This is a genomic window from bacterium (assembly GCA_035527515.1).
In the GTDB taxonomy this organism is placed as follows: Bacteria; B130-G9; B130-G9; order B130-G9; family B130-G9; genus B130-G9.
Map to the genome: position 1 here is coordinate 1 of DATLAJ010000142.1, position 4,188 is coordinate 4,188.

At 55.5% G+C, this 4,188-nt stretch carries 3 protein-coding genes; all 3 read left to right on the plus strand.

Features of this window, described 5'->3' with window-relative positions:
- The first annotated feature begins 905 nt into the window (after positions 1-905).
- Complete coding sequence (locus tag VM163_11545) at positions 906-1,655, plus strand: hypothetical protein (GenBank protein HUT04509.1); 750 nt, start codon at positions 906-908, stop codon at positions 1,653-1,655.
- Positions 1,656-1,765: 110 nt separating this feature from the next.
- The gene (locus VM163_11550) at positions 1,766-3,409 is read left to right on the plus strand and encodes a dockerin type I domain-containing protein (GenBank protein HUT04510.1); all 1,644 of its coding nucleotides are present in this window, start codon (positions 1,766-1,768) and stop codon (positions 3,407-3,409) included.
- 67 nt (positions 3,410-3,476) lie between these two features.
- On the plus strand, positions 3,477-4,188 hold a 712-nt coding region (locus VM163_11555), incomplete at its 3' end, for a NosD domain-containing protein (protein ID HUT04511.1).

Genomic DNA, 4,188 nt, shown 5'->3' on the forward strand with positions numbered 1-4,188 from the left:
CATCAATTCTACCATGCTATCGGGCCTCCGGGCCAGTGGCGCCTCGCACCGGAGACGCCTGCTCTACTAGCTCACAAGAATATTATTATATGATCGGACAGGTTATCTCAGTGTTTACCTTCCTTCACGCTTACATTAAAATTATACCAGAAATCGTGCATTCGTGCAAGCATGATTTGGCGGAATGCAGGCGGAATCCAGGTGAAGGGCATCGAGGGAGCTAAGCAGGGGACCCCCTTGCCCTCGTCATCGTGTGGGTTGCCGGGGCAAGGCACCGTCCTTGACGGCAATCTTGAACTACTCTTCATGTTCCCCTCCGATCAGAGCCCCAAAGGGGTGGCAATCATGAGGGCTCTCCCAGAGGGGGGCCGGGGGGCACCACAGCCATGATCCAGAAGACCGGATGGATCCACACGTGTTAGCCCCGCGTCCCGCCGCCCCGCCTCCCTCCCTGAAAGATCGAGAAACCGAACTATACTTCACCATTCGCGTTGGGAAAATTTCCTGCTCTGCCCCTTGACACCGCGCAAAACTGCGATATAATCATAATAGAGGAAGAATTGCTGTAGCACAGCCGCCTCGGCTGTGAGGAATCGGAAATGTAGCACAGCCGTCCGCCTCCTCGCGGACCGCGTCCCACGCGGGCGCCCTCGGCTGTGAGGAATCGGACATGTAGCACAGCCGCCCTCGGCTGTGTCTTCTGGACCTATTGGCTGGGACGGGCAAGTTTTGAAAGGAGTCTGGCCATGGAAAGGTCTTTGAGAAATGGAAGCTGTTCGCAGGATGTGAATCTGGGGGGGGGGGGCAAATCGCATAGGGGCCTGAAAAGGCGCCTCCCGTCCGCATCGTCGCCGGCTCGTTCTTCTCCCTTCTCTTTGTGTCTCGCATTTGTCACCGGAATCGCCATGCTTGCAGCCGCCGCCATCCCAACGCAAGCACTCGCAGCCTCGGCCTTCCTGGCCACGCCCTCCGGCAGCACCAGCATCACCGTAACCGAAGGCGACGATTTCCAGATCGCCCTGCGCGTGTCGTCCATCTCGCACCTGGCTGCTTACGAATGCAAGATCGTCATCACCGGCCCGGCCACCGCCATCGGCCATTCCACCCAGGGATTCTGGTTCAGCAACAACCGCAACGTGTTCACAGGCTTCGATCTGGGCGAGGACCCGCCCGACACCGACACTACTCCGGCCGACTACAACACGGCCATGCTGATGAGCCCGTTGTATATCAGCGGCAGTGGAGCCGTTGTCGTATTCACCCTCCACGCCAACGCCGAAGGCACCGTGGCAATCAACGTTCACCCCGACTGGTTCTTCCTCGCCGACGAGAACGGCGACATCATCCAGATATCCCTGCCCTCCACGCTGTATGTAACCGTGAATGCAAGCGAAGGCGACGGCATGGGCGGAGGGGAAGAAGAGCAAGCAACGGATGAAGGAGAGGCGGAGAATGACGAGGACGAAGAGACTTTGGGCGACTCGATGGATGCGACCGCCATCTATGTGGACGGGACTAACGGCGATGATGACGGAGATGGAACTGCCGAAGACCCATTTCTGACGATCGGAAAGGCAATCTCGGAGGCAAGCGCGGCGACACGATCTATGTTGCCGGGAGCGCAAGCGGCGGGATCACCTACACCGAAAACTTGACTATAAACAAGAGCATCACTCTAACCGGGGCAAGGGATCCGAGCGACGCCTGGCAACGCAAGGATGATTTCGTCAGCACAATTCTTGCCTCAAACACCAGCTCGGCGTGTGTGACGTTCACTGGGTCGAGCACGGCAGGCGAGATCTCGTATTTCACTATCACAGGTGGAAGCAATGGCATCGTGTGCAATACTGCCGGTCCACTGATCGCTCACAATGTGATAACCGGGAACAACAAGGGAACCACTTGGGGCGGTGGCATATTCTGCCTCGGTTCAAATGATACCCAACTTGCACCGAACATCCTCCATAATACAATCAGCGGCAATTCTGCAAACATAGGTGGTGGCATAGACGTTTTCGGCTATGGCCACGAGTTGGGTGCGACGCCTTGGATTGAAGGCAACGTAATCAGGGGCAATACTTGCACAATTGTTGGCAGCGCTATCGCTTGCCGGCTCAATACGAATCCAGTCTCGATCGTGAACAATGTTATTTTCGAAAATACCACTCCTTCTGGTGACAAGGCTGCCGTTCACTGCTTTAGCGGTGTCTGCAATATTGTAAACAACACCATCGTTTGCAATAACGGCGGAACCAATGCTTCAGCTGTATATGCGCAGGATGGTACTAACGGGCCATCAGTGATTCACATCATCAACTCCATCATCTGGGACAACGCGGGCGATGTCAAGGTAAGCACCAACTCAACCCTTACCCTCGATTACTGCGACATTTCGGATGCACTCAAGGTTGACTGGGGAAGTGGGAACATAAGCGAAGACCCGCTTTTCGCTGATCCTCAGAACGACGACTATCACCTGCAGTCCGAGTATGGCAGATGGACCGCCGAGGGATGGGTGGCGGATGACGAAACAAGCCCCTGCATAGACGCGGGTGATCCCGAATCGGCATATTCATTGGAGCCTCTCTTCAACGGTAATCGTGCAAACATGGGCGCCTACGGGAATACTTCTCAGGCATCGAAAAGCGCTGTGGGTATCGAAATTGACAGTGACTTTGCCGTGGAGGACGAATCGACACACAGCCCGTTCTTCACCAACTCTGCGACAGTAACAGTGGTCAGCTTCGAGATCTATAACGAAATTGAGGCCGACTACTATGCCATAACCGAATCCCTGAGAGAACCCTTGGCCGGGCAATGGGCAGAGACGAAGCCCACCACCTACACGATCACCGGTGAGGAAGGCCATGTAACACTCTATCCTTGGGTGAAGGATCCTCTGGGAATCCGCCACTACGGTGATCCAGTGTCGATCTTCTTCAGCACCGCCACCCCCGTCGTCTCGGATTTCTCTGCGACTAACGATGGCGGTACTGTAGAGATCTCTTGGGCAACCGATCTTCCTGCTGAGTGTTCTGTGACATATCGACAGGTCGGATATACAATGGGGTCGGACGTCACTGTTAATGAGCCGGTAGGTGAAATCGGGCTATCCACTTCCCACGGCCTGGAGATAGGCGGGGTAGCGGCAGCCTACTACCAGTTTGATATAATCAGCAATGAGACCGCATCCGGCAGGTTCTACGGCCCCGTGGGCTGGCCAACTCCTGGCGATGTTGACTTCAACTGCAAGGTGAACGTCTTGGACTTGATCGACATACGCAACAGGCTGAACGCCGACGTTGAGGACGGCTCCAACTGGAGGTGCGATGTAAACCAGGATGGCAGGATCAACGTTCTGGACCTGATTTTTGTTCGTAACCGGCTGAACATTCACTGCGCACAGTGATTTTCGCAACTATGGCCGGCGCCGCCGAACTATCGGCGGCACCGGCCTTGTAATCAGGAGGATTACAATGTTGAGACTTGCATTGATCGGAATAGCCGCATTTGCCTGCACTGTCCATTTTGCTCTCGCCGCCAACATCAATGTCCCCGCCGATTACCCCACCATCCAATCCGCAATAGATGCCGCATTCGACGGCGATACCGTGATCGTTTCTCCCGGTATCTATTTCGAGAACATCGACTTCCTCGGCAAGGCCATAACCGTGCGCAGTACTGATCCCCTTGATTGGGACATCGTGGCACAGACGATCATCGACGGCATGCAGGCCGACTCGTGTGTGAAATTCATCACTGGTGAAGGCCGGAACAGCATCATCCGCGGCCTCACGATCACCAACGGCCGGCATAACACCGGCATGGCTGATGGCGGAGGCATATCCTGCGATGGATCATCGCCGCAGATAAGCAACAATATCATTCGCAATAACGAAGCCTTTACATACGGCGGAGGGATCTCCGCGATATGGGGGGGAGCAGCGCTGATAAAGGACAATATCATCAGTGCAAACGTGGCGGACTTTGGAGGCGCAGTGCTCGCCATGTACGGTGGCGACACGGAAGTGATCGGCAATGTGTTCGAGGGCAACATCGGCATCTCCTATGGCACGGTAACAGCCTGGAGTGCCCACATCACGGTTGCCAACAACACGTTCAGCGGCAACGCTGCATTTCTGGGCGATGGGGTGTACTGCTCTCAATCAAGCGCTACCATCACTGGCA

Bases quoted from the DNA above. Each gene is read 5' to 3' on its own strand.
- VM163_11545 (HUT04509.1), top strand. From the start codon at position 906: ATGCTTGCAGCCGCCGCCATCCCAACGCAAGCACTCGCAGCCTCGGCC.